The sequence below is a fragment of the Desertibacillus haloalkaliphilus genome, assembly GCF_019039105.1.
In the GTDB taxonomy this organism is placed as follows: domain Bacteria; phylum Bacillota; class Bacilli; order Bacillales; family KJ1-10-99; genus Desertibacillus; species Desertibacillus haloalkaliphilus.
Map to the genome: position 1 here is coordinate 1 of NZ_JAHPIV010000477.1, position 351 is coordinate 351.

Below are 351 nucleotides of genomic sequence, written 5' to 3' on the forward strand. Positions count from 1 at the left end.
GTGTAACCTTCCATGATGATTTGACCAGTCAACGTTCCAGTAATCGTTGAGTTTTGTCCTGATGCCAACAAGGCAACCGCGAACAACATACTCAAGACAGGACTCGCAATGGCACCAACGATTTCCTTGTTGTTCAAGGCGTTGAACAAATCACCAAAGGCTTCCAAATCTGAGCCGTGACCGAAGAACAAAGCTGCTCCGACGATCAATAGCAATGAATTAACGACGAACGCTCCCGTCAATTGGATATTTGAATCCCAAGTCGTAAAGCGAATCGCTTCCTTAATACTCTTGTTTGATGAACGGTCAATCTTACGTGTTTGTGAGATTGATGAGTGCAAGTACAAGTTG

Annotated in this window: 1 protein-coding gene; it reads right to left on the reverse strand. The window is 44.2% G+C overall.

Annotation, left to right across the window (positions count from 1 at the left end; genetic code table 11):
• On the reverse strand, positions 1-351 hold a 351-nt coding region (locus KH400_RS22890; RefSeq protein ID WP_217228561.1), incomplete at both ends, for a divalent metal cation transporter.